The sequence below is a fragment of the Basilea psittacipulmonis DSM 24701 genome (genome assembly GCF_000743945.1).
Lineage (GTDB): Bacteria > Pseudomonadota > Gammaproteobacteria > Burkholderiales > Burkholderiaceae_B > Basilea > Basilea psittacipulmonis.
The window spans coordinates 75485-101269 of sequence record NZ_CP009238.1; the positions used below are offsets into that span (position 1 = coordinate 75485).

General features: G+C 41.6%; 25 protein-coding genes. 15 read left to right on the plus strand and 10 right to left on the minus strand.

The genetic code is table 11. From position 1 onward, the window contains the following. The first annotated feature begins 23 nt into the window (after nt 1–23). The 6 genes from IX83_RS00350 (at nt 24) to rpsJ (ending at nt 6385) form a co-directional block, all read left to right on the plus strand. Entirely contained in the window at nt 24–1232 is a 1209-nt protein-coding gene (locus tag IX83_RS00350; RefSeq protein WP_038497840.1) for an aromatic amino acid transport family protein, read from the plus strand. A gap of 378 nt (nt 1233–1610) precedes the next feature. Continuing rightward, nucleotides 1611–1988, plus strand: coding sequence for a 30S ribosomal protein S12 (gene rpsL, locus IX83_RS00355; RefSeq protein ID WP_038497843.1), 378 nt, complete (start codon nt 1611–1613; stop codon nt 1986–1988). Between the two features lie 165 nt (nt 1989–2153). Next, a complete protein-coding gene (gene rpsG / locus IX83_RS00360; RefSeq protein ID WP_038497846.1) occupies nt 2154–2624 on the plus strand; it encodes a 30S ribosomal protein S7 in 471 nt (156 codons plus the stop codon). Between the two features lie 15 nt (nt 2625–2639). Then, nucleotides 2640–4742, plus strand: a complete 2103-nt coding sequence (gene fusA / locus IX83_RS00365; RefSeq protein WP_038497848.1) for an elongation factor G — start codon at nt 2640–2642, stop codon at nt 4740–4742. A 65-nt stretch (nt 4743–4807) separates the two neighbouring features. Further along, a complete protein-coding gene (gene tuf, locus IX83_RS00370; protein WP_038497853.1) occupies nt 4808–5998 on the plus strand; it encodes an elongation factor Tu in 1191 nt (396 codons plus the stop codon). Between the two features lie 75 nt (nt 5999–6073). Then, a complete protein-coding gene (gene rpsJ, locus IX83_RS00375; protein ID WP_038497856.1) occupies nt 6074–6385 on the plus strand; it encodes a 30S ribosomal protein S10 in 312 nt (103 codons plus the stop codon). Between the two features lie 303 nt (nt 6386–6688). Here the strand turns inward: rpsJ and IX83_RS00380 are convergent, their stop codons facing one another. From IX83_RS00380 to IX83_RS00415, 9 genes are all read right to left on the minus strand, one after another. After that, on the minus strand, nt 6689–7396 hold the full coding sequence (locus IX83_RS00380; protein WP_038497859.1) for a 5'-methylthioadenosine/adenosylhomocysteine nucleosidase: 708 nt from the start codon (nt 7394–7396) through the stop codon (nt 6689–6691). Further along, nucleotides 7393–7872, minus strand: coding sequence for an S-ribosylhomocysteine lyase (locus tag IX83_RS00385; protein WP_038497863.1), 480 nt, complete (start codon nt 7870–7872; stop codon nt 7393–7395). Before IX83_RS00385 ends, IX83_RS00380 begins: the two co-directional genes overlap by 4 nt. Nucleotides 7873–8553: 681 nt before the next feature. Beyond that, entirely contained in the window at nt 8554–9600 is a 1047-nt protein-coding gene (locus IX83_RS00390; protein ID WP_038497866.1) for a fimbrial protein, read from the minus strand. A 9-nt stretch (nt 9601–9609) separates the two neighbouring features. Further along, nucleotides 9610–12144 (minus strand): fimbria/pilus outer membrane usher protein, encoded by a 2535-nt coding sequence (locus IX83_RS00395; RefSeq protein WP_038497869.1) that lies wholly within the window; start codon nt 12142–12144, stop codon nt 9610–9612. A 75-nt stretch (nt 12145–12219) separates the two neighbouring features. Next, nucleotides 12220–12948 (minus strand): fimbria/pilus periplasmic chaperone, encoded by a 729-nt coding sequence (locus tag IX83_RS00400; RefSeq protein ID WP_174407396.1) that lies wholly within the window; start codon nt 12946–12948, stop codon nt 12220–12222. A gap of 72 nt (nt 12949–13020) precedes the next feature. Beyond that, a complete protein-coding gene (locus tag IX83_RS00405; RefSeq protein WP_038497871.1) occupies nt 13021–13575 on the minus strand; it encodes a fimbrial protein in 555 nt (184 codons plus the stop codon). A 116-nt stretch (nt 13576–13691) separates the two neighbouring features. Then, nucleotides 13692–14489, minus strand: coding sequence for a subtype B tannase (locus tag IX83_RS00410; RefSeq protein WP_316242963.1), 798 nt, complete (start codon nt 14487–14489; stop codon nt 13692–13694). Then, nucleotides 14402–15460 carry an alpha/beta hydrolase gene (locus tag IX83_RS08490; RefSeq protein WP_051918962.1) on the minus strand — a complete coding sequence of 353 codons (1059 nt, stop codon included), beginning with the start codon at nt 15458–15460 and terminating at the stop codon, nt 14402–14404. The genes IX83_RS00410 and IX83_RS08490 overlap by 88 nt, the downstream gene beginning before the upstream one ends. A gap of 406 nt (nt 15461–15866) precedes the next feature. After that, nucleotides 15867–17081 (minus strand): multidrug effflux MFS transporter, encoded by a 1215-nt coding sequence (locus IX83_RS00415; protein WP_038497874.1) that lies wholly within the window; start codon nt 17079–17081, stop codon nt 15867–15869. Nucleotides 17082–17543: 462 nt separating this feature from the next. Here IX83_RS00415 and lgt point away from each other — a divergent pair, with 462 nt between their 5' ends. Beyond that, on the plus strand, nt 17544–18329 hold the full coding sequence (lgt, locus tag IX83_RS00425; protein ID WP_038497878.1) for a prolipoprotein diacylglyceryl transferase: 786 nt from the start codon (nt 17544–17546) through the stop codon (nt 18327–18329). A gap of 75 nt (nt 18330–18404) precedes the next feature. Here lgt and IX83_RS00430 read toward each other — a convergent pair whose 3' ends face one another. Continuing rightward, nucleotides 18405–18857 carry a Fur family transcriptional regulator gene (locus tag IX83_RS00430; protein WP_038497881.1) on the minus strand — a complete coding sequence of 151 codons (453 nt, stop codon included), beginning with the start codon at nt 18855–18857 and terminating at the stop codon, nt 18405–18407. Nucleotides 18858–19012: 155 nt separating this feature from the next. Between IX83_RS00430 and IX83_RS09000 the strand changes: the two genes are divergently transcribed. From IX83_RS09000 to IX83_RS00465, 8 genes are all read left to right on the plus strand, one after another. Further along, the gene (locus tag IX83_RS09000; RefSeq protein ID WP_158074706.1) at nt 19013–19171 is read left to right on the plus strand and encodes a hypothetical protein; all 159 of its coding nucleotides are present in this window, start codon (nt 19013–19015) and stop codon (nt 19169–19171) included. A 2-nt stretch (nt 19172–19173) separates the two neighbouring features. Next, nucleotides 19174–19869: a metal ABC transporter ATP-binding protein gene (locus tag IX83_RS00435; RefSeq protein ID WP_038497883.1), complete on the plus strand. Its 696-nt coding sequence runs from the start codon at nt 19174–19176 to the stop codon at nt 19867–19869. A 1-nt stretch (nt 19870) separates the two neighbouring features. Then, nucleotides 19871–20710 carry a metal ABC transporter permease gene (locus tag IX83_RS00440; RefSeq protein WP_038497886.1) on the plus strand — a complete coding sequence of 280 codons (840 nt, stop codon included), beginning with the start codon at nt 19871–19873 and terminating at the stop codon, nt 20708–20710. 168 nt (nt 20711–20878) lie between these two features. Continuing rightward, entirely contained in the window at nt 20879–21790 is a 912-nt protein-coding gene (locus IX83_RS00445) for a metal ABC transporter substrate-binding protein (protein WP_038497889.1), read from the plus strand. A 130-nt stretch (nt 21791–21920) separates the two neighbouring features. Next, entirely contained in the window at nt 21921–23246 is a 1326-nt protein-coding gene (locus tag IX83_RS00450; RefSeq protein ID WP_038497892.1) for a 3-deoxy-D-manno-octulosonic acid transferase, read from the plus strand. Between the two features lie 24 nt (nt 23247–23270). Beyond that, nucleotides 23271–24128 (plus strand): biotin--[acetyl-CoA-carboxylase] ligase, encoded by an 858-nt coding sequence (locus IX83_RS00455; protein ID WP_038497896.1) that lies wholly within the window; start codon nt 23271–23273, stop codon nt 24126–24128. Beyond that, a complete protein-coding gene (locus IX83_RS00460) occupies nt 24125–24934 on the plus strand; it encodes a type III pantothenate kinase (RefSeq protein ID WP_051918967.1) in 810 nt (269 codons plus the stop codon). The genes IX83_RS00455 and IX83_RS00460 overlap by 4 nt, the downstream gene beginning before the upstream one ends. A gap of 191 nt (nt 24935–25125) precedes the next feature. Next, nucleotides 25126–25773 carry an alpha/beta hydrolase gene (locus IX83_RS00465; RefSeq protein WP_038497899.1) on the plus strand — a complete coding sequence of 216 codons (648 nt, stop codon included), beginning with the start codon at nt 25126–25128 and terminating at the stop codon, nt 25771–25773. Nucleotides 25774–25785 lie beyond the last annotated feature (12 nt).

The following is a 25785-nucleotide window of genomic DNA, read 5'->3' on the forward strand; positions in this document are numbered from 1 at the left end:
GCGTTGTTCAAAGGAAAGATAAGATGAAAAAACCATCGATATTAGGGGGTGCTTGCATTATTGCAGGTGTTTGTGTGGGTGCAGGAATGCTAGGCTTGCCAGCAGCGGGAGCAGGGGCGTGGACGTTATGGACAGGGTTTGCGTTATGCTTGACGATGATAGTGATGTCAGTGTCTGGATTTTTGTTGTTAGAAACCTTTCAGCATTATGATAAACACGTTTCTTTTGATACCGTTACTCGCTCGTTGTTAGGCCCTATTTATAATTTTATCAATAATTTATCGGTTTACTTTGTGGGCGGTATTTTGTTGTATGCGTATTCGACTTCATTGGGTGATATTGTCGGCAATATGTTCGGCTTGCCCATGTCGGTGGCTTCTATTCTGTCTGTGTTGGCATTCTCGTTTCCTGTTTGGTTGTCAACGCGTTCGGTCGATCGTTTCTCGGTATTGCTGATTGTGTTTATGATTGTCAGCTTTGTTGCCAGTATTTCAGGGTTGTTAAATAATATTTCCAGTGATGTGCTGTTTAACGTGGACGACCAACACGCGTCCTATCTGCCTTATTTAATGATGTTGTTCCCTGTTGCATTGACTTCTTTTGGGTATCATCATTCGGTGGCCTCGTTGCGTATCTATTATCAAGACGAGAAAAAGGCTCAATACGCTATTTTAGGTGGTACATTGATTGCCCTAGTGCTTTACCTTGTGTGGGTGGTGAGTATTTTTGGTAATTTGCCACGCCAAGAATTTCCTGCCATTATGGCAAAGGGCGGTGAGGTCAGTGCTTTATTATCGGCTTTGCAGGGCGTAATTGATACAGAATTCGTGCCCAAAATGATCAATGCTTTTTCAATTGCAGCGATTGTGTCATCGTTTGTGGCAGTGGGATTGGGCGTGTTTGATTATTTGGCGGATTTGTTTCACATCAAATCAGAAACCCCATCACAACGTACTCGTGTGTGGGCGGTTACCTTTTTGCCCCCTTTATTATGTTCCGTGTTTTTTCCAATGGGCTTTTTAAAAGCAATCGCCTATGCGGGAGCGGTCGCAGCGATATGGACATGTTTAACACCACCATTATTGGCATGGCGAGCAAGAAGTCGCTATGGCAAAGGTCATTACTCAGTTCCAGCTGGATACTTGTTTATGATCTTGGTGTTTGTGTTTGGTGCAGCCGTGATGATTTTCCATATGTTGAATTTATGGGGTTATTTGCCTGTATTTAAATAAGATCTGTGTCGCTTTCGTATCTATTTGTTGAAATATTTGATTAAAATCTTTGATTAACTTGACCTTTTCTGCTTTAAGGTGTTATATTTGTATGTTCACTTTATAGAGGTGAGGATTTTTTGCACGTTTTTGGTAAGGCTAGTTTTTATAGTGTTACGGAAAATAGCGAATGTTTTTACCGACTTATGAAGTGTTTTAGGTTGCTAGAGAATATCGAACAGCCTGCGATAGTCTGTTAGTGAAATGCTTGACATCGCTTAAACACAGGTTTCGATTTTGAAATGATGTGTTGGTAGGTGTTGTTTGAACGGATGGATTAACGCGTAAGTGAGGTATTTTTTAGTGTTTTTTGAATTTATCATTTTATAGGAATGATTCATGCCAACCATTAGCCAACTCGTGCGTAAACCGCGCGAAAGTAGCCATGTGAAGTCTAAGAGTCCCGCTCTTGAGAACTGCCCGCAGCGTCGTGGTGTATGTACTCGTGTATATACTACAACGCCTAAAAAACCTAACTCTGCGATGCGTAAAGTTGCTAAAGTTCGTTTAACTAACGGCTTTGAAGTGATTTCATACATCGGCGGTGAAGGCCATAACCTACAAGAACACAGTGTTGTACTTGTTCGTGGTGGTCGTGTTAAGGACTTGCCGGGTGTCCGTTACCACATCGTTCGTGGTTCTTTGGACTTGCAAGGTGTTAAAGACCGTAAACAAGCCCGTTCTAAATACGGTGCTAAACGTCCTAAGAAAGCTTAATTTGCTGATTAGTTCCAGGTATGCTTCCGATCTATAACAGAAAGAAAGCGTGCAATAACCGCTGCTGGGTAAATTTAAAGCGGTAAGTAAGGGGTTGCATTTGAATGGGCAACCGTGGCCACGTAAAGTGGTTCAACTGAATTAACACAATTTAAAGGAAGTTATATGCCACGTCGTCGTAAAGTTCCAAAACGTGAGATTCTACCTGATCCAAAGTTCGGTAGCGTAGAACTTGCAAAATTCATGAACGTTGTGATGCTATCTGGTAAGAAAGCCGTAGCAGAACGTATCGTTTATGGTGCATTAGATAAAGTGCAAGAAAAAACAGGCAAAGATCCATTAGAGATTTTTGCATTAGCAATTAATAACGTTAAACCTGTTGTCGAGGTAAAAAGCCGTCGCGTAGGGGGTGCTAACTACCAAGTACCGGTAGAAGTTCGTCCTGTACGTCGTCTTGCTTTGGCAATGCGTTGGGTACGTGAAGCAGCTAAGAAACGCGGTGAAAAGTCAATGGACTTGCGTTTGGCTGGAGAATTGATTGATGCGTCAGAAGGTCGTGGCGCTGCAATGAAGAAACGTGAAGATACTCACCGTATGGCGGAAGCTAACCGTGCGTTCTCACATTTCCGTTGGTAATAAAAGGATACAAAAATGGCTCGTAAAACCCCCATTGAACGTTATCGTAACATTGGTATTTCTGCTCACATTGATGCAGGTAAAACAACCACTACTGAGCGTATTTTGTTCTACACAGGTGTAAACCACAAAATCGGTGAAGTGCATGATGGTGCTGCAACGATGGACTGGATGGAGCAAGAGCAAGAGCGTGGTATTACTATTACCTCTGCTGCGACGACTGCATTCTGGCGTGGTATGGCTGGTGATTGGCCTGAACACCGTATTAACATTATTGATACCCCAGGACACGTAGATTTCACTATTGAGGTGGAACGTTCTATGCGTGTATTGGACGGTGCTTGCATGGTGTATTGTGCGGTAGGTGGTGTGCAGCCACAGTCTGAAACAGTATGGCGTCAAGCGAATAAGTACCGTGTACCTCGTTTAGCGTTCGTGAACAAAATGGACCGTACCGGTGCGAATTTCTACAAAGTTGTTGACCAAATGAAAACACGTCTTCGTGGTAATCCAGTGCCTATCGTATTGCCGATTGGTGCAGAAGATCAGTTTAAAGGCGTGATTGATTTGATCAAAATGAAACAGATCATTTGGGATGATGAGTCTCAAGGTGTGAAGTTTGAATACGCGGATATTCCTGCTGATATGCAAGCCGAAGCCCAAAAATGGCGTGAACAAATGGTTGAATCAGCAGCGGAAGCCTCAGAAGAGTTGATGAACAAATACCTTGAAGAAGGTGATTTGAGCGAAGCAGATATTATCAAAGGTCTTCGTGCTCGTACGATCGCTTGCGAAATCCAGCCAATGCTTTGCGGTACAGCGTTTAAAAACAAAGGTGTACAACGTATGTTGGACGCTGTGGTTGAATTGTTACCATCACCAAAAGATGTACCTCCAATCCAAGGTGAAGATGATGAGGGTAACCAAGTCGTTCGTCACGCAGATGACAAAGAACCGTTTGCTGCATTAGCGTTTAAATTGATGACTGACCCATTCGTTGGTCAATTAACGTTCATTCGCGTATATTCTGGCGTATTAACGTCAGGTGACACAGTGTATAACTCTGTGAAGATGAAGAAAGAACGTATTGGTCGTATTTTGCAGATGCATGCGAACAACCGTGCTGAGATTAAAGAAATTTTGGCAGGCGACATCGCTGCGGTGGTTGGTTTGAAAGAAGTGACAACGGGTGAAACACTTTGTGATGTGAACTCTCACGTGGTACTAGAACGTATGGAGTTCCCAGATCCAGTGATTTCTCAGGCGGTTGAACCTAAATCTAAAGCTGACCAAGAGAAAATGGGCTTGGCATTATCTCGTTTGGCACAGGAAGACCCATCTTTCCGCGTGAAAACGGATGAAGAATCTGGTCAAACCATTATCTCTGGTATGGGTGAGTTACACCTAGACATCATTATTGACCGTATGAAACGTGAATTTGGTGTGGAAGCCAACGTCGGTAAACCTCAAGTAGCTTATCGTGAAACGATTCGTAAAGTTTGCGAAGAGGCTGAGGGTAAATTCGTTAAGCAGTCTGGTGGTCGTGGTCAATACGGTCACGTGGTGCTTAAACTTGAACCTATGGAGCCAGGTAGCGGTTACGAATTCGTAGATGCTATTAAAGGCGGTGTGGTACCTCGTGAATTTATCCCTGCCGTGGACAAAGGTGTTCAAGAAACATTGAGTTCAGGTGTGGTAGCGGGTTACCCAGTTGTTGACGTTAAAGTGACGTTGCATTTTGGTTCGTACCACGATGTGGACTCTAACGAAAACGCGTTCCGTATGGCGGCTTCTATGGCATTTAAAGAGGGTATGCGTAAAGCATCGCCTGTACTTCTTGAGCCAATGATGGCGGTGGAAGTAGAAACGCCAGAAGATTATGCAGGTACGGTCATGGGTGACTTGTCTTCTCGTCGTGGTATGGTTCAAGGTATGGACGATATCCCTGGCGGCGGCAAGATCGTAAAAGCAGAAGTGCCTCTAGCTGAAATGTTTGGTTATGCGACTAACTTGCGTTCTTTGACTCAAGGTCGTGCAACTTACACAATGGAATTTAAGCACTACGCTGAAGCACCTAAGAACGTTGCTGATGAAGTCATCAGTGCACGTAATAAGTAATTAACCGAGTAAGCTACTTGTGATGAGTAGCTTACGTTTAACTTTTTTGATTTATTGGAAATATTATGGCAAAGAGTAAGTTTGAACGTACCAAGCCACACGTAAACGTCGGTACGATTGGTCACGTTGACCACGGTAAAACAACTTTAACAGCAGCGATCACCACGATTTTGGCGAAGAAATTCGGCGGTGAAGCTAAAGACTATTCACAGATTGATGCGGCTCCTGAAGAGCGTGCACGTGGTATTACGATTAACACGGCTCACGTTGAGTACGAAACAGCTAATCGTCACTACGCACACGTTGACTGCCCAGGACACGCTGACTACGTGAAGAACATGATTACGGGTGCAGCACAGATGGACGGTGCGATCCTTGTGTGTTCAGCTGCAGACGGTCCAATGCCACAAACACGTGAGCACATTCTTTTGAGCCGTCAGGTAGGTGTACCTTACATCGTTGTGTTCTTGAACAAAGCGGACATGGTTGACGATGAAGAATTGATGGACTTAGTAGAGATGGAGGTGCGTGAGTTGTTGAGCAGCTACGACTTCCCAGGTGACGATACACCTGTGGTTAAAGGTTCTGCTAAGTTGGCTCTTGAGGGTGATACAGGTCCTTTGGGCGAACAAGCGATCATGGCATTGGCTGAAGCATTAGACAGCTACATTCCTACACCAGAGCGTGCAGTTGACGGTACATTCTTGATGCCAGTAGAGGACGTGTTCTCTATTTCTGGTCGTGGTACAGTGGTAACAGGTCGTGTAGAGCGTGGTGTGATCAAAGTTGGCGAAGAGATCGAAATCGTGGGTATTCGTCCAACAGCGAAAACAACATGTACAGGTGTAGAGATGTTCCGCAAATTGCTAGACGAAGGTCAAGCAGGTGATAACGTGGGTATCTTGTTGCGTGGTACCAAACGTGAAGAAGTAGAGCGTGGTCAAGTATTGGCGAAACCAGGTTCTATCACACCACACACTAAATTCTCAGCAGAAGTGTATATTCTTTCAAAAGAAGAGGGTGGTCGTCATACGCCATTCTTCCAAGGTTATCGTCCACAGTTCTACTTCCGTACAACGGACGTAACCGGTACGATTACACTACCAGCTGATAAAGAGATGGTATTGCCAGGCGATAACGTTGCAATGGACGTTGAGTTGATTGTGCCTATCGCGATGGAAGAAGGCTTACGTTTTGCGATCCGTGAAGGTGGTCGTACAGTAGGCGCTGGCGTGGTGTCTAAAATCACTGCATAATTTAAAAAAGCTTGCCACTAGTGATTGGCTTGTGGCAGGTCATGTTCTTTAATTTTGTTCTTTTTAGGAAACGTTATGAAAAACCAACAAATTCGTATTCGTCTTAAAGCGTTTGATTATAAATTAATCGATCAATCTGCTGCGGAAATCGTTGAAACTGCAAAACGTACAGGTGCAGTAGTACGTGGTCCTGTTCCACTACCTACTCGTATCAAGCGTTACGACGTATTGCGTTCACCACATGTGAACAAAACTTCTCGTGATCAGTTTGAAATTCGTACACACCAACGTTTAATGGATATCATCGATCCAACGGATAAAACAGTAGATGCTTTAATGCGTTTAGATTTGCCGGCTGGTGTAGATGTAGAAATCAAACTACAGTAATCGAATCATTACGTTGTGAATATAAAAGCCTCCGAAATACGGGGGCTTTTTTAATGTTTATTGCTGATAAAAATGACAGAATACTTATGTAAAGACTGTATCGGCATAGTCTGCTATTTGGGTTAAAGTTAGGGTTACACCGTTTAATAAGTGCGTTTCTGAAAAGGAGCATGATTGGTTGAACTGAGGGTAAAGTTTAGAAAGTTGTTGAAGTGTTTGTCATAAGGACTGATGGTGTTGACGGTATCAGTCCTTATTGATTATAAGAATTTGATAGGGGGTAAACCGCTATTTAAGTATCCGCTAAATCTCTCGAATCATTGCTTGTACCATTTGTGAAGAATGTTTTGACGCGATGGTGAGAAATTCTTCAAAGCTAATATCTGCTTTTTCATCAGCACTATCGGAGATAGCACGGATGATGACAAAGGGTGTGTTCAGTACATGACAAGTCTGTGCAATGGAGGCTGCTTCCATTTCGACAGCTTGTGCATCATTAAAATGATGATGGATAGTATGGATTTGTTCTTTACTATGAATAAAACTATCACCACTGACAATTAAGCCTGTCTTTACTTGAGCGTTATCAAAATGCTGGGCAGCAGTTTGTGCAGTCATAAGCAATTGCTCAGAGGAATGATAGCGAGTGGGCAAGGCAGGGACTTGTCCATAATCATATCCAAAAGCGGTCACATCTACATCGTGGTGAGCAACTGTAGCACCAATCACGACATCACCAACTTTCAAACCAGATCCAATACCACCTGCACTACCTGTATTAATCACACAGTCAGGTTTAAAGCACTCAATGGCGAGACTGGTAGCAATACTGGCATTAACCTTGCCAATGCCGCTTAAACATAGGATAATGTCCTTGTTTGCGTACCGTCCTGTATCAATTTGGATTGCACCAAATTGATGTGTTTGTCTATTAGATAATGCCTGCTTGAGAATCTCAATCTCTTTTTGCATCGCACCGATAATGGCGATTTTAGAGGGTTTTTCGTTCATGCAAAAATCTCTTCCCATTCTTGACGATGATCTAAAAGGTATTGGGCGTATTTTTTAGCCCCTTCCAAACTATGACTGGCTGCCCAACCACACTGCACCACGTTACAAGCGGGAACCGCTGTGGCTTGAACAACATCTTTTAGTGTGTGTTCAATCAAATTTAAAGCGTCTTGGTAATTGGGTATATTTAACAACGTCACATAAAATCCCGTCTGACAACCCATTGGGCTAATATCCACGATTTTATCCGAGTGATTACGTGATAATTCCGCCATTAAATGTTCTAGTGAATGTAGTGAGGGCATATCCATATGATCTTGATTTGGCTGACAGACGCGTAAATCATATTTATAAATCATGTCGCCATGGTCGCCCTCTGTGACACAAGCTAAACGAACATAGGGGGCTTTTACTTTGGTGTGGTCTAAATTAAAACTTTCCACATTCATACGTTTTTCAGAAATAATCTCACTCATGTAGGATCCTTATTGGGTTTTTATTGTGTGGTTGATTGTAACATTATGCATGGTATCGTAACGTTGTTCAATAAGTAAGTGTTCGAATCGGGACCCTCTTATTTAAATAGACAAGTATGTCCAGTTTATTTCATCACAGAAATAGCACTATATTAATTTTTAATAATTGTGTTGCTTAGGTGCTGATAAGAATATTATCGATTTTGTGATGAGATTCCTAGTAATTCCAATATTAATAGATAAATGCTAAAAAGATGTTATAGCTTAATTTATATAATGTCACTATGAATTTAAATCATATTAATGCTGTTTTATATTCCATTTTACTTATGGGATGACACCAACGAATGCTATGTAAATACTATTTATTGTTAGATAGTAAGGGCGTGAAGTTCTATATAGTATTTGGGTAAGTGTTGAGGTTATATGTAGCAAACAAGCAGATGTTGAAAATAAGACTAATTCATTATGATCTGTTCTATATTTAATATGTATTACGGTTAATATTGAAATAGCAAATATGTTGACTCAATAGGAGATAATTGATGATAGTTAGACAAACAGTTCTCTTTATTTTAAAGCTTTAAAAAAGCCTAAGAATACTTTGTTATGAGGTGATTAAAGATGCATTAAAAAAAGGAAATAAAATAAAAAAGCGGTTATTCATAACCGCCAGAAATTTTATCGATAGTAAATGTCGTAGATCATTTGAGCTGATACGCTACCCGCAGTAGGTGTACCATTTTTGACATATTTAACTGTAAAGTTTTTGGTTACCATGCCTGTTCCAGCAATGCTTGAAGCAAAAACGCTGACATTACTTCCTGTTGTATCAATAATAGGTAAGCTTAAACTCTTGCCATATGTTAAAGCAGTAGTGGAGTCGCTTGGATAAATTTTTAAGCCAACACCTTTTGCTGTTGAAGTAGAAGATAAAGAAAGGACTTGAGAGGTGTTGGCGGTATTATTGGCATCAGTGACCGATATATATGCCGTATTAGCGGTAGCACTGCCACAATTTAATGAAATAGGAAATTCTCCGCCTGTTACTTCTGTGTCAGAGTTTAGTTTACCGACAAATATAGGTGTTAAATTAACGGTTTGCTCAGTGGCAGATGCTAGAGAGCATGTTTTTCCCAATGAGATAGATCCAGCAGTTGATTTCATATAGAATGTTGTTGATTGAAATTCATTCAAACCCATAGTCTGACTTCTATCCACGTTATATCTATCATCAGTACAGTTTGTCTGAGCATTTACTAGGTTGATATTAGTTAAATCAATGGTATCAGCATTAAAAATAGCAGTTGGGTTTAGCGTTAAAATCATGCGAACACGTAATGATGCATTCTTGTTGATAGTGGGAATAGTACTAGCTATCCACCCAGATGCAAGTTGCGTCCACGTTCCATTATTTACACTGTAATATAATGCCGGAGAGAAATAACGATATAAAATACTATCAGTTGTATTAAATCTAAAATCCATGCGATAGTTTGAGCGACTATAATAATTATTATCATTTTTGGCACATAAATCGATCCCTACATTATTTGCCAATGTAGCCGTATAAGTGATTTTTAAACTTGAACCTGAACCACTAATTTCTGGTCCGACATTAAGCGTTTTATCTACTCTACAATAAGTGCCCCAGCAAGAACCATAACCAGCCCAAGAAAGATGAGAAATAAAACAAAGAACGAAGAGAATAATCAATCTTTTTAACATACAAACACCTTAATCACAAGTAACCGGAATAATCACAGGAGTCGTGCTATTTTGTTTATCGTTAGGAATACGATAGTTGATGCGGCAACTTTGTTCACCCCAGCTAAGTTGAAGTTTACCTGAAGCAGGAGCGCCACGAGTATAAATACGACCACCTTGTGCAACGATACCAATATGTTGTCCTTTACTATCAAACACTTCTGTTCCGATAGGTGGAATACGGTCGGTATTTTTGATCTCGAAGAATACCACTGAACCTGTGGTGGTTTCAAAATTAACTAATAAAGCAGTATTTGCGCGTGGAATTACCTCTTGATTTGTTGCTGATAATTCAACGGTGTCAGGAACAGAGTTAATATCCAAGCCTACGTTATTGATAGCGTAAGGCGTTAGATATGGCATAATACCATTACCAAATCTATCAATCTCATTGCCGATAGATCCAGTAATCTTCGCACCTTTGGCACCCTTAGCATGGATGATCGCGAAAGTGTTGCCCAGACTGTTTGTAAATGTCACCCCTTTAGGATGGGCGACGATTGCACCAGATACGCCAAGTGATATCTGCTGACTACCATCATTTGATTTTGTAAAGCCACCGTCAAGACGAGCATAAGGACTTGCATAGCTATTATTAAAGCTAAACGAGTTGTGGCGAGATTGTGACTGGTGATTAAATGACATACTATAAGTGTATTGACTTTCCTTACCTAAGCTACCAGATAGGTTTGTATTGGTCGTTACACCATTCAAGCGACTATGCGTCAAGCTTTGAGAAACATAAGTGCTGTTGTCTGAACCTAAAGGCATCGATAAAGATAGATAAATCTGACGATCACGCTCACCAGTACTATTGCGAGTTTGATAGAAAGAAATATTGTAGTTAATATTCTTGTATTTGTTGCTATACCCAACTTGGTAATCGAACTGGCGTTTGTTACTACTCCAATAAGTGCTGGTACTGCCTGTTAGATATAGGTGACCCCAATTATCTTTGAGTTTTTGATCAATAGTTACTTGGAACTGGTTCTTAGGTCTATAGCTGAATAGACGATGATTAATCTTTCTAGGCTCGTAGAAATAATCTCTATTATGTTCGATGAAGTCTGTTAAGCTATAGTAACCATTTGACAAATAACGATAAGCCGCTACAGTTAAATTGGTGTTTGTTGGATTTATGCGTGTGTTGTAAGATGCATAGAGATTGTAACCTTTAATCCTATCACTCTTACCGGCTGAATTTAAGTGTTCAGGGGAGAATTTGGCACTGGAGAATGTTGCATTGGTTACAAATGCACCGATTGGCGTATTGAAGGAGATGCCAAATAATTCTGAATGATAGTTGTTTGATAAGATAGTACCTAAGTTTACGGTTAAGCCATTAGTGACACCGTACTGCCATGTACCTTGCAATACTTTTTCTTTGTATAGTCGGTTGGCATAGCGATAACGACCTGCTGCAATGACATAACGGCTGTATCCAGGACGAATAAGCTGTGCGGTAGCTGTATAAGGTACAGTGAATCGACGTACTTCACCATTAGATTCACGAATTTCTACTTCAAGATCGCCAGCGTAGCCTGTTGGATATAAGTCGTCGATGACAAATGGGCCAGCAGGCACCGATACTTCTTTTAATACATTACCATTTTGACGAACGGTGACTAAGGCATTAGAGTTTGCAATACCTCTAATGGTGGGTGCGTAACCTCTTTCAGAGGTGGCTAACATGCGGTCATCGGATGCTAGCTGTGCCCCACGGATAGAAATTGCATCCATCACCGTACTGTTAGTGGTAAAGTCACCAATGGTAAGTTGACCTCTAACGGTAGCAATATCTCGTTGGATATAGGTTGAATTACTTTGATAATGCTGACGTTTACCATTCACCCATGATTGAGAACCACGATGACGGAATGCCCAACTTCCAATATTAAAGCCTGTATCTAGGCTGAGGTATGTTTGGTTGTAGTGCTTGTTATTCGTTTTTGTGTCATAGTGATTCGCATAATAACGAATAAATGCCACAGGTACTCCTGTTTGCCAACGTGAAGGAGAGATGTATCCTCTTGGGCGTTGAACGACAAATGCTTGAGGAATTTCTACAGACAGATTTAATGTACTAACATCAAAATTTACTTTTGCCTCAGGAACTACTTGAGAAAAGAGTAAACAGTCTTGCACAGGCTTAGCAGAGTGGATGGCATCTGATGTTAAATCCAATGCGGTCATTAGTTCTGGTGAGGCACATAACTGTGCTAAGTGATGATCCCTGCTTTCAATGAATTTTAGATTAATACGACCTCTGTGTTCACCGTTTAAATTGATATCTGCAATATAGTTACCCGCACCAACAGGGTTGCTGTAACTAAAGCGACTGACATCAATAGTATTACCTGCTATGCTTTGTAGAAAGTGCGGGTCAAATTCAATGAACTCCTCATCGGCCCATGCTGTATAGGGAATAAGACCTATCAACATGATGGCAGAATAGATTTTCGTCAATCTATGCGAAGATGTTATTGTCCGTTTATTCTTTTTCATGATACATCTCTGGTTATGTCCTGTCGCCTATAAGCATACAAAACGACCATTTATCCATAAAGAACAGCATAAAGATTAGTGAAGTTCTGTTGTTCCTTTAGTACGACCACCGTAATCATTGATCGTTGTCCATATTATTTCTTTTGCTGATTTGATCGGGCTATTTAACAAGAAACGAGCTTGAGAAAAAGGGGCGACCATATCAGCATTGGGTGCTTGAATTTTCTTGCCGTTTTGTAGGGCATATAACGTTCCATACGTAATATAGTAGGGAGTAGGATTGTCTGCCACTAAATAAGTTTTGCCTTTACTGTTTTCCAATGACCATTTCACTTGTTGGTACGCTTCACTAGGAGAAATGCTTAATGTCGTTGGACGGAAAAATAATTTAATGCGACTGCGGATGGCAATCTGCAAATAATTCGGAGAGGCTTCCCCTGCTTTAGGTTTAGGCGGAATGTCTAACACATTCACATAAAAAATTGATTCACGATCGGTTGGCAATGGTTCACCAGTATAAGTAATACGTAAAGTTTGTCCTTTGCCATTATCTACCCGCGCAACGGGAGGTGTAACAACAAAAGGAGCGGTAATTTTTTCTGGGCTGGCATCAGGATTGCCGTTATCGATCCAAACTTGTACTAAAGATGGACGTTTACCTGAATTAGTTAATTCTAAGCTGACGCTTTTCTGATCGGAGGGATAAATAACGCGTGTGGCCATGATCACATTCGCTTGACCTTGTACAAAACACAATACAAAAAATATGGCTACGAAAAAACGATAAAATCCACGTGCTAGCATTATCTCACCTAAAAAATTGGATAAAAACGAGGTGGGTGAATTATCCCGCCCACCTAATACTTCTAAAGTAGATTATTTGTAAACTACAGAGAAGTTAGCAATTGCTTGAACGTCACCTGCTGTAGCTTGTCCTGTTGCATAGTAACGAGCTGAGAATGGAATTTTTGTTTCAGCAGATGTACTAGATTTATCTAAATTCTTGTAGTTGATACTAGCAGTTGCATTTGCATCACCTACTTTAATCGCTGAGCCATCTTCGTTAACCAATTGGATATTAACATTACTAGCTTTTGGAGAAGTTGAAGCTTGGTTAATTAATGTACCAGTTGCTGCATCAACATTGTTGTCTAGTTTCCACTGAATACCACCAGCAGTTACGCTATCACCAGTAGAACAACCAGTAATGATTAATTCAAAGCCAGTATCACCAGTTGTATTGCCTGCTGTAGTTAATTCGCTTGACGGAACGCTAGGTAAACTAACAACTTTGTTTTCATCATCTGATTTAATAATACAAGTTGTATCAACTACTTTACCATTAAAAGTTACTTTACCACTGTTGGCAGCAAATGCAACTTGAGCCGACAAACCAGCTAGGATTGCAGAAGTTAGCAATAGTTTTTTCATGTCAAATTTCCTTGTTTATTTAAAAACATTAAGACCAAAATGGAATATTTCATTCATTAAAAATGAAACGTATTGGCTATTATTCCAAAAATAATCGGGGGGGGTAGCTGATTGTTTCAAAAATATTTCTGTATGGGTTTAGATATGGTATTTATCCAACGAAACAATTCGGTCAAGTCATAATCTCCGCTATGAGGCATCCCCCAAACAAGGCCGTAATCAACGTTTTTATGCTGATTTTGGAGCTTTGTTGTGAGTATTGCACTGATGGCATGAGAGGTGTCTGAGTCATGTGTGCCAACACGAATACGCCAGTATTTTGTGGGGCTTTGATGTAAATAATTCATAGGATTCATTAACTTAATGATAGTGCTATCAGCCATCTGTGCTTGCGGTGCAATATTACGGTGCATTGCGTAGGAAGTGAAGTGTTTTTGATCCCTATCGCTTGTTCCAAATAATTGATTTTCACCAGAAGATAGGTCGAGATGGTCAAAAGCGGGTACGCCTTTTTGTCTGCCAATGGCTTTGATATAGGCCTCAAAATCTATGTCCACGACTTGATGATGCTCAATGGTGAGATAGCTGACTTGACTAAGATCTTGGCCCTCGTCAATGGCTTTTTGAGCGGATGCCATGAGTTGTTGAATAAGGTAATCCTTAAAACTGCCGTTGCCGTTTTGATCAAGCGTTAATGGTTGGTTTTGTGTGTCACGTAGGTTTAAGCTGTTGAGATATTGGGGGAATTGAGTTTTTAAGGCTTGACTCATTTTGATTTCCGAATCACTTAAAGCCGTTGAGGTGACCTCGTGTTTGATATGGTAATCTAACATAGAAATGGACATTTTTTGATAAGTGTTGATGCCGTTAAACTCCCATTCATAGGCCATGTCAGCGTGTTCAAGATTGGTAATGGGACAATAGGCCGATACCGCGAATACATTATCGTCTTGGATAGGGGCTCTGCACCAATGTCATCTAGATAAGGCTGGTAGTCAGGTTGATTCCCGCTGGCCCCCATCAATGCAGATAATGCGCCGCCTGCACTTGTTCCGTTAATAATGATTTTTTGAGCGTCTCCTTGCATACGTTCATCGTTGAATTTCAAATAACGAACCGCTGCTTTTAAATCCACTATCGCAGCGGGTGCCTTACCGTAGCTTTGCGTGCGACCCCTTGCTCCAGGGCTTACCACTACGTAACCTTGTGCCAAAGCGGCGAGCAAAGTGTTGGGATGGTCCATGTTTGGCGGTGTTTGAGGTTGGGTGGCGTTTTGCGAGTGGTTGGTGGAAGATGGATCGTTGTGCGTTGAGGCAGATGGAGACACGTTGCTGTTTGTTGAGGTGGGTGATGAGGTGCGGGGTGATGTGTTGGAATCCGCTTGGTTGTTGGATGACAGCGTGTTGTTCGATGATGTGGGGGATGATGCGGTTTGTGTGGCAGGAGGTTCCGCTCCCATTGGCTTATTTTCTATTGTTCCAGGCAAAGCAGGCATATAACCACCCACATTGTTTTGCATAAAAATAGGGGCGGTGTCTTTGTTAAAACCGTTGATGGATTGGTCCTCAAAGTACGCTTCAGGGATATAAATATTCATACTTTCGTATTGCGTATCAATGGGTTTTTCCACGTATATCAGTTGTTCAAACGCACGGAATTTAATTTCTTTGCCCTCATAATTCATAGATTTTTTAACCCCTTTTGTAGGGTCAAAATATAAGTTATGAAGCGTGTTTTGGGTGGGTGTGGAGCTGGATAGGTTGTTGGCAGAAGCATTTTGGGTGGTGGTGGATGAGTTTATTGAGGTATTTTCTATATCTTGAGCCATGCTGTGCATGTTTAAACCCAATAGGATAGAACTAATAAGTAAGCGTTTAAATTTCATGATAAATCTTCCTTGCAATCGAGATAATGAATAGGACAAATATAAAAATAAAAAGTTTCTATGATTTTTGTTGTTTAAAAACCACTTTTTGATGAATTTGTTGTTTTTGTGCAACGGTAGTGGTGAAGTGACAGGCGATATGAACGTGAATAATTGAGTTGTTTTGGTCAAAGAATGATGGGGGATGGTAGGACGAAGCCGTAAGCCTCCCCGCATCTTAACAGTTGTTTTGCCTAAGAATGGCATGTGAAAGTAGGTTTAATGAGGGCGATGTGATGGGGGGGGGTAAACGAATGCTATAGATAGGGGAGTTGTAAAAAAATAAAAAACGATAAAAGCGGTTATATAAAGTAAAAAGGGGTGTTTGGCCCCTTTTTTACGGATAGGTGTTAAAGTTTGTTTGGGTTTATTGGGCGATGATTTTGGCTTTTTTGACTTTTGGAATCACCCACAACATAATCAAGAACGCGATAATCAGCCATGAAACCATGCCCGAAATCAAGGTATGAGGGGTTTGTGCATGAAGATGGCTCATAATAGCCCCTGCAATACTACCCATGATGATTTGGCACGATCCAATAAGTGATGAGGTGGACGCGGCTAATTGTCCATATTTTTCCATGGCAATAACAGTGGAAGTAGGAATGGTCCATGCCATGCACATTGAACCCAGCATTAACAAAGGCATAAAGACATAGAGGTTTTCGCCTAAGAAATGCAGATATATCCACAGTATCCCCAATGCAGTCACCGAACCGCTCATTCCAATGCGTACCAGATTAGGAAGTCCAACGCGTTTGCCAAGAAAGGAGTTGAGTTGGGCACTCAAGAAAAAAGTGGCCGCGTTGAGTCCGAATAATAAGGCGTAATGGCTGGAACTTTGATGATAATACCCTTGGAAGACAAAGGAAGAGGTAAATAAAAAGCAAAAGAACGCCGCAATATTGCACGCCCCGATAAGTGCTAGCCCGATGATATGCGGGTCTTTGATAAGGATGCCAAAGTTTTTGAATGCCTTGGTTAATGTTGCACCTTGACGTTTTTCTGCAGGTCGGGATTCTGGAATAAAGAAGTAAGCCAAACAAATATCAATGGCGGCAATCACGGTAATGGTCCAGAAAATCCAACGCCATTCGCCTTGAGAAATCGACACAATGAAACTGCCTGCAATGGGTGCCAAAATAGGTGAGACGCTAAAAACAAGCATCAAAAAAGAGATGAGTTTGGTTGCTTGTGTGCCAGTGTAAAAATCACGCACAATCGCATAAGCAGTCACTGAACCCGCTGCGGCCCCCATCCCTTGAAAAAAGCGAAACGCAATCAGTGCTTCAATGCTAGAGGCTAACGCACACGCAATGGTACAAATCGTAAAAATGCTCAGTCCGATAAGTAGCGGTTTTCTACGACCGTAAGTATCGGATAAAGCTCCATAAAATAATTGACTCATCCCCATTGCAAAAGAAAAGGCAACAAGTGTTAATTGCGTTTGACCTTCAGTGGTATGTAAATGTTCAGTAATGGTGGGCAAAGAGGGTAAGTACATGTCGATAGCAAAAGGACCAATAGCGGTCATAATGCCAAGAATTAGCCCGAGTGTATAAAATCCAGGATTTTTAGTCATGGTCAATTCAGAAAATTTAAAAAAGGAAGAGTATTTTATTATAAATGAATGTGTTAAGGGGTTTGTGCTGATTGTGGGAAGTAAGAAGCGTGCTACTACGCAAGTAAATGTACGTATTAAGAGGGGTGGAGATACGTCAGTAGATCTACGTAATCATATGGTTAAAAAGATACGTTCGTTTAGCGTGCTACTACGCAAGTAAATGTACGTATTAAGAGGGGTGGAGATACGTCGGTAGATCTACGTAATCGTATGGTTAAAAAGATATGTTCGTTTAGCGTGCTACTACGCAAGTAAATGTACGTACTTAAATGAGGTAGAGGGATTGCCGTCACAAATATTGGATTCATCTATATACGGTGTTTTTAGAGGTTTTTGGACGTGATAAACTGATAAAATGTAGGGTTTGACTTGCGTGTTTGAACAAGAAATTTTGATTTTTATTCCATGGATGTGAGATAGATGTTAGTTTTTCCTGATTTTGATCCCGTTGCAATCAGTGTGGCAGGTATTGATATTCATTGGTATGGTTTGATGTATTTGCTAGGTTTTTTGCTTGCTTATTTATTAGGACGGTATCGTATTCGCCATAAGCAGCTTCCTTTTACACTGAAACAATTTGAAGATATGTTGTTTTATGGTGCGATGGGGGTGATTATTGGGGGACGCTTAGGATTTATTTTGTTCTACCAATTTCAAGAATACATGGCTAATCCGATCATGATTCTTGAGGTTTGGAAAGGCGGTATGTCTTTTCATGGGGGATTTTTAGGGGTGCTGTGTGCTATGTGGTTGTACGGGTATCGTCAAAAAATCTCGTTTTTTACCTTGACGGATTTTATCGCTCCGTTGATACCTTTAGGCTTGGTGGCTGGACGTTTGGGGAATTTTATCAATGGCGAATTGTGGGGAAGAGTCACGGATGTGCCTTGGGCGATGGTTTTTCCAACAGGCGGCCCTGTTCCACGCCACCCATCGCAGTTGTATGAAATGTTTCTAGAGGGGTTTTTGCTGTTTGCGATTTTATGGGTGTATTCACGAAAACCGAGAGCAACAGGAAAAGTGTCTGGGTTGTTTTTAATCGGATATGGTTCGTTCAGGTTTTTAGTGGAGTTTGTGCGTGAACCCGACTATTTCTTAGGCAAATTGGCTTTAGGACTAAGCATGGGTCAATGGCTATCGTTGCCTATGATAGTGATTGGGGTGTGGTTGTATTTTGTTTGGAGCAAAAAACGTTCATCTGAATAAGGGTGATGACGTGACGTGACGCTGAGACTAAGCACGGGTCAATGGCTATCGTTGCCCATCGTTTCGCACGGTGTATTAAGGCTGTTCAATACAATTAGGGCAAATAACTTGGATTTCGGTTTCTTTCCCCGTTGTCTGATAACCATGTTCATGAAGCATGTTGGTAAGATGATGGGTAACGGTTTGATTTTCAATTTCTTTGACACTGCCGCAGCTTTTGCACGCCAGTAAAAGACTCTCGCCATGTTCACAATCTTTCTGGATATGTTGGCACACCGCCCACGCGTTCAGGGAATCAATACGATGTATAAAATGTTGTTGTTCTAAAAATTCTAACGCACGGTAAACAATGGGTGGTTTGGTGTTCGGATGTTCTTTTAGCATGGCCTTTAAAAGATCATAGGCTTTTACGCTTTGTGGTGATTCAAGAATGAGTTCAAGCACCTGACGACGAGATTGGGTCAGTCGTGTGCCGTTTGCCTCACAAATATCCTCGATTTTCTTTAGTTGTTCTGAAATATTATTCATATCTGATTTTCCTTGAAACGTACTTATATTCTACATCAATCTAGATGAATAAATAAGGAATATATCAGTCATATTTGTGTGCGTTTAAACACGACTCATACTTTGCATAATCAGACAGATGTTATACAATAACATTTTTGTTACCGACTTTTTTTATGTCAATTGAAAATATTTCAAGAATCCCGTCCAAACAGATTCAATCCGTAAAACATTCTTTTTTATTGTCTAGTGCGATGACGCGAGTGGCTTATGTGATTTTTCCTATCTTGATATTGTGCTGGTGTGCATGGATGATTTTAAGAGGATTGGACTGAGCATGAATGTCTTTGAATGCGAGCATTTATCACTGTCTTGGGGAAACAAACAGGTGGTGGTTGACTTGAATGTTGAGTTTTCTCAAGGTGAATTGATAGCGATTTTAGGTCCAAATGGAGCGGGAAAATCGACATTGGTCAAGGCTATGATGGGCCTTTTAAAACCGAGTGCTGGGGTGATTAGAAAAAATCCAAATCTGCGTTATGCCTTGTTGCCACAGTCTTCCGAGATTGATAAAACCTTTCCGATGACGGTTTATGATTTGGTGGCGATGGGGGCGTGGAACCAAGTTGGGGTATTTAAAAGTTATTCAAAACAGATCAAACAAAAGATCGCTGATGCAATGGAACGAGTAGGGCTGAAAAACCACAGCCATTCTTTGATTGGAGAATTGTCAGGCGGACAGTTTCAACGTGCATTGTTTGCTAGATTGATGGTCACTGATGCATCGGTTTTTGTGTTAGATGAGCCGTTTGCTGCGATTGATGCTTACACGCGAGATGATTTGCTTTGTATTATTCGTGATTGGCACGCGGAGGGGCGAACCGTGATTGCGGTACTACACGATATTGATTTAGCCAAAGCAAACTTTAACCAATGCTTATTGTTATCGGATACGATTCGGGCTTGGGGAAGTGTGGATGCCGTCATCACGCCAGAAAATTTAGAAAAAGCCAGACAACAAAGGAGTTTTTAATATGTATTCTTTATTGATTGCTCCGTTTGTTGAGTATGATTTTATGCGTCGTGCTTTGTTGGGCGGGCTGTTTTTGGCTTTGTCATCCGCTCCGTTAGGTACGTTTTTACTATTAAGAAGAATGAGTTTGGTGGCGGATTCGATGTCGCATGCGATTTTGCCAGGCGTGGCCTTGGGTTTTTTGATTTCAGGAAATTCGATAGTGGCTATGGCCAGTGGCGGGTTGGTGGCAGGTCTGGTGGTCGCGGTATTGGCGGGTTTGGTGACGCGTTATACCAATATGAAAGCGGATGCAAGTTTTGGTAGTTTTTATATTATTTCTTTGAGCTTGGGTGTGCTATTGCTGTCGTTGAAGGGCAGTAATATGGACTTGGTTCATGTGTTATTTGGTACGATTTTGGGCTTGGATAATGATTCCCTCATGTTTATGATGATCGTGAGTGGGTTGACAACATTGGTGATCGCGATTATTTATCGGCCTTTGTTAATTGAATGCTTTGATCCGATATTTTTTCAAAGCGAGGGGGGCAAAGGATCGTTGGTGCACCTGTTTTACTTGGTGTTGCTCGTGATTAATTTGGTAGCAGGATTTCAAGTATTAGGTACTTTAATGGTGGTGGGGATGATGTTGTTACCTGCCTCGGCCGCAAGTTTGATGGTCAAAACGGTTGGAAAGCAAATGATTGCCGCGGTTTTGATTGGAGCTGTATCGGTGTATGTCGGTTTAGCGGTTTCTTTTCATCACACCATGCCATCGTCTTCAGGCATTATGCTAACAGCAGGCTTGATTTATATCTTGGCCTTGTTAATGGGCAAACGCGGTGTTTTGAAAAGACGATAACTAGAAGTTTAGCGATCGTGACGTAGATGATAATCGCTTCGATAGCGTGATGTTGGCTCGTTGTGCTGCGATCGTGACGTGGATGGCGATCGTGATGGGTTCGTAAGGAAATGAAATAATCGCGATTAATTTTGATTAAAAAACTAATGACTATAAGAGGGTGTTTGTATGAAAGGTTGGGTAAAACTTGCAGTGGTGCTGGTGTTGAGTGTCGCCAGTCTCGTGGCAGAATCAAAAGTTAAAGTGGTCACGAGTTTTTCGATTCTTCAAGATATGGTGCAACAAATTGGTGGTGAGGCGGTTGAGGTTGTTTCTTTGGTGCCGATTGGGGCGGATGTTCATGAGTTTGACCCCAGTCCTCAGTCGGTCGCCACGTTGGCCAATGCGAATTTACTGGTGATAAATGGCTTGGGTTTTGATGATTGGACGCAACGTTTAGTAAAGTCGGCGGGTTACAAAGGTCTGACGGTGGTGGCGACGAAAGGTGTTGTCCTTATTGAGGTGGATGAGGCACACCATCATCATGATGGACCTCATCACGACCATGAACATCACGGAAAATGGGACCCTCATGCGTGGCAAGATTTAAGCAATGCCGTGATTTATGTTCAGAATATCGTAGAGGCGTTAAGAAAGATTGATCCTGAACACGCCAGTGATTATGAGCAAAGAGGCGATGCATACGTGGCATCGATTAAGTTGTTAGATGCAGAAACAAAAGCAAAATTCGCATCTTTGCCACCTGCACGTAAACAAATGGTCACGAATCATGATGCGTTTTCTTACTTTGCAAAAGCGTATGGCATTAAGGTTCATGCGGCAATGGGCATTAGTTCGGCTTCACGACCATCGGCAAAAATTATCGCCTCCCTCATTGATGAAATTAAAGAGGAAAAAGTGCCGGCAGTATTTTTTGAAAATATTTTTAATGCACGATTAATTGAACAGTTGGCTCGTGACAGTGGGGCCAAAGTCGGCGGTAAGTTGTACACCGATTCGATTAGTGAAAGCGGGCCAACCAGCACGTATTTGGGCATGTTCCAATACAACGTTGACACGATTTTTAATGCGATTCGTTAAGATGGCGATTACCCCATCGGATGTTCTGGGCAAACGATAATTAAATAAATTCTAGGGTAAATGCTAGGTTAAAATATCAGTAATATTTGATATGCTAAGCAGTGATATATCACGGAATTTATAAGCCAAGATGAATCGTTTCTTTTACACCCAGATTTTACGACTGAGTAAACCTTTTTTATTTAATATTCTGAAAAAGCGTGCGAAAAAGGCAGGTGGGGAATGGGGTATTGATGATAAACGACGTTTGGGCCACTATGAACAATTATCTTCAGATGAACCAGCGAATGCAGGGTTTTACGATCCGAAACGTCAAGAGTTAATCGCACCTGTATGGATTCATGCAGTTTCTTTGGGTGAGACACGTGCGGCGTATCCGTTGATTCGTTATTTATTAGATAAAGGGTATCCGATTTTATTGACGCATATGACGGCAACAGGGTTTCGTCAGGGACAGCGTTTTTTTGCGAATGCCATTATTTCTGGCCAGTTGGTCCAAACTTGGATACCTTTTGATTTTCCTCAAGCGGCACAGGCGTTTTTTGATCATTGGCATCCTCGATGTGGTTTGTTGATTGAACGTGAGATTTGGCCGAATTTATTACATGAAGCGAAAAAAAGAAATATTCCGATGATTCTGGTCAGTGCAAGGTTCTCAGAGTCTGCTTTAAGATCCGCGAAGTTGCTAGGTAAGGTGATGCGAGAGGCGTATGGCAGTCTGTCTTTGGTGTTGCCTCAGACGAAAAAGGATTTACATCGTTTACAAGAAATCGGAGTCAAATGTCCCTCAGAAGTCGTTGGTAACTTGAAGTTTGATTTACAAGTATCAGGCATGCAGGTGCATTACGCCACAGAAGTGAAACGTGTGTTAAATCGTCCGATTGTGGCGTTGGCTTCGATTCGTGAAAATGAAGAAGCCCTGTTTATTCAGGAAATCGCTCGCTTAAAAGACGAGGGCGTTCATTTACCTTTGTTTTTACTCATTCCTCGACATGCAGAAACGTATGCTTTGTGTAAGAATTTACTGGGTACGTGGAGTTTGAGTTTTGTGGTGAGGTCAGAACATCCAGATGATGCCAGAGCGAGAGCGGCAGATGTCATCCTAGGTGATACGGTCGGCGAGATGTATTTTTATTATGGGATGTCGGATGTGGCCATTATTGGCGGTAGTTTCCTGCCTTATGGGGGTCAAAACCATATTGAAGCATGTGCCTTAGGGGTTCCAGTGATTTTTGGCCCGCATACAGAAAATTTTTCACAATCGGCTGACAACGCCTTATTTGCTGGGGCGGCGAGACGAGCAGAAACGGTATCAGAAGCGATAGAGATAGCGTTGGACTTGCTTGCACACGAAGATGAACGAAAAGAAATGGGTAAGGCAGGTAAAGATTGGTTATCGCTTCATGAGGGGGCGACCCGACGCATTGTCAAAGCGATTGAATCATATTTAAAATAACAAATTTACAAGCAGTATCAGTATATGGAAAGTATCGATTCAGGGGTGATGACAAAGGAATTGCTGAGTGCATTGCCCCAATTCAACATGGTGTCGTGGGTGGATACCGTCGATTCGACTAATGCAGCGTTAATTCGTCTTGTTCGTGAGGGTAGTGTGAAACCCTTTCGTCCCGCGATATTGGGCGCCAGATTCCAGACGCAAGGCAAAGGCCGTCAAGGCAAAAAATGGCATAGCATGAAAGATGCGAGTTTAATGTTTTCATGTGCGTTTGATGTGTTTATGGATCCGATGAAAGTTCCTGCTTTAGCACCGATTTCTGGATTAGTGGCGTGTGAGGTGTTGCGACAGAATTTGGATTTTGTTCAACAAAAAAAATTGACTTTAAAATGGCCAAACGATATTTATTTTAATGGTGCTAAACTGAGTGGCATTTTGGTAGAGTCTGTAAGACCGACTTTGGCAGAACGCACAGGGCCTAAACATCACGTTATTGTGTTGGGTATGGGGATGAACCTTGCACGAGCGGCTTTTTTGAGCCAAGAATTAAATCGCCCGATTATTGATTGGACCTCGATTTTAGATGGCAGTCATCGCCGTCAAAATGAAAGCTTAGCGATGTTAGTGGCTAAAATCGCTTATGCGTGGCAAGAAGCCTTTGCACGATACGAACAAGAAGGTATTGAGCCATTTTTAGAGCGTTTTAAATTGGTCGATGAATTACAAGATAAAATGGTGGATGTTTTTCACGACCAGCAGTTGGTGTTGCAAGGACAAGCACTTGGCATTGATCAAGATGGACGATTGTTGGTTAGAGATGATCAAGGTCATGAACACCGTGTGCTGGTGGGTGACGTTTCAGTGCGTGAGACAGAAGAATGATTGATATATTGATAGATGCAGGTAATTCGAGAATAAAAGTTTGTTTTGTTGATTCACAAAATGAAACCCCTCAATCTTATTTAGTGATTAACCATATTCACATCGATGAATTAAAAAAATGGGTAGCTGATTTGCCCGATTTACCTAAACGAGCGTTTGGCGTGAATGTGGCGGGACAAGTGATTAAGGCACAAATCGAATCCATGATGCCTTGCCCTGTAAAGTGGCTTAAAAGCGAGCCTCAGACATTGTGTTTAACATCCGCTTATCGACACGAGCAATTAGGTGCAGATCGATGGTATGCCTTGTTGGGCTTGAGATGGCATTGTCCAAAAGATGTGGCGATGTTGGTGAGTATGGGAACGGCTACAACCATTGATTCCATTAGTGAAGCGAACGAGTTTTTAGGTGGATTAATTTTGCCAGGTACGTTGATGATGACGAAAAGTCTGCACAGTGGTACCGCGAATTTGCCTCAAGTCAGAGTGGACAAAAAAGTATATTTTCCGCCAGATTTTCCAGTCAATACGGTGGATGCGATTCGTTCGGGTATTATTGCCGCCCAATGCGGTGCGATTTTAAGACAATGGCAAGCGTTAAAGTCTTATTATGCCCAAAAAGGCGTAGTGAAAGAACCCAAGATATACCTGTCAGGCGGGGCGAGACACGACATCATTCCTGAGTTAAAACAGCAGTTTTTGAGACTAGAGGGATATGAGCCAGTGTTATCAGAAATTCGTTTCCCTGTATTGGATGGACTGCGATTCTATGCCTCGAAAATCAGTGCTGATGGGGTTGTTGGTTAAACGTGATGAATGCGGGACTCGATACGTGTTCCATGATGAAATGGTTGAGTGGTGCGATAACGAGGAATGAACGCGTGCTTGATGGGATGGCGATGTGGAGCCTCAAAAATCAGTGCTGATGGGGTTGTTGCTTAAACGTGATGAATGTAAGCGAAAGTAGTTTTTGATGAACACCAAAAAAGGAAGATGAGATGAATCCAAAAACAATGCAGTTTCAAGGACAAGTAGGGATCGTAGATTGTGCGATAGATTGGCCCACCACACCTGAAATCACGGGGTGGGCTTTATTACTTCATCCTCATCCTTTGTATGATGGTAGTCGCGATAATAAAGTTATTACGACCATGGCACGTCTTTGCACGCAATTGGGTTTTGTGGTGGTGCGTCCGAATTTTCGTGGTGTGGGGTTATCAGAGGGTGTGTTTGATAAAGCTCATGGCGAAACCTTTGATATGTTGGCGGTTTATGAACAATTTTTACAAACCTATCCTGAGTTGATGGATAAGCGTTTTGTGTTAGGAGGCTTTTCTTTTGGCACTGCAGTAGCAACACAGCTATATAATGAATTAAAGGATAGAGGTTTAACACTCCCAGATTCTTTGGTATTAACAGGGCCTGCTGTATGGCGTTTTACATGGCGTGAGATAGTGTTGCCCGCCGAAAACACTTTGGTGGTGCATGGCGAAAATGACGAAGTGGTGCCTTTGCAAGAAGTCTTTGATTGGTTTAGACCTTATCATGTTCCAGTGGTGGTGGTGCCTGAGTCCACGCACTTTTTCCATGGAAATTTAATCATCTTGAAACGATTGGTGCATGATTTTATCAATCGTTTGAGATAAACAATAGATATG